At 57.5% G+C, this 553-nt stretch carries 1 protein-coding gene; it reads right to left on the bottom strand.

Features of this window, described 5'->3' with window-relative positions; all coding sequences use genetic code 11:
• On the bottom strand, window positions 1-553 hold a 553-nt coding region (locus CSC62_RS17585), incomplete at both ends, for a phage tail tape measure protein (protein ID WP_211369045.1).

The following is a 553-nucleotide window of genomic DNA, read 5'->3' as shown; positions in this document are numbered from 1 at the left end:
CTTCTGCGCCTCTTCGGTATATTTCAGCCGTGACGCTTCGGTATCGCTCTGCTGCTGCGCATTTTTGTCCTGTTGAGTCTGCTGCTCAGCCTTCTTTCGGGCGGCTTCAAGCGCAAGACGGGCCTTTTCACGATCATCCCAGTAACGCGCCCGCGCTTCATCGTTAACAAAATAATCATCCTTGCGCAGATTCCAGATGTCGTCTGCTTTCTTATACGCAGCCTCTGCCTTAATCAGCATCTCCTGCGCGGTATCAGGACGACCAATATCCAGCACCGCATCCCACATGGATTTGAATGCCCGCGCAGTCCTGTCTGCCCAGGTCTCCAGCGTGCCCATGTTCTCTTTCAGGCGGCGGGTCTGGTCATCAAACCCTTTCGTTGCGGCCTCGTTCGCCGCCTGCAATGCCCCGGCTTCATCGCCGGAACGCTGCAACTGAGCAACATACGCAATCTGCTCCGCCGACACGTTATGGAACTGGCGAGCCATCGCCGTCAGCCCCGACGTCGGGTCTGTGGTCAGCTTCCCGAAGGCTTCAGCGACCTTGTCCACC

It is taken from the genome of Pseudoxanthomonas jiangsuensis, from assembly GCF_010093185.1.
In the GTDB taxonomy this organism is placed as follows: domain Bacteria; phylum Pseudomonadota; class Gammaproteobacteria; order Xanthomonadales; family Xanthomonadaceae; genus Pseudoxanthomonas; species Pseudoxanthomonas jiangsuensis.
The sequence above is the reverse complement of the archived record's forward strand: the minus strand, read 5'-3'. Positions and strand labels throughout refer to the sequence as shown.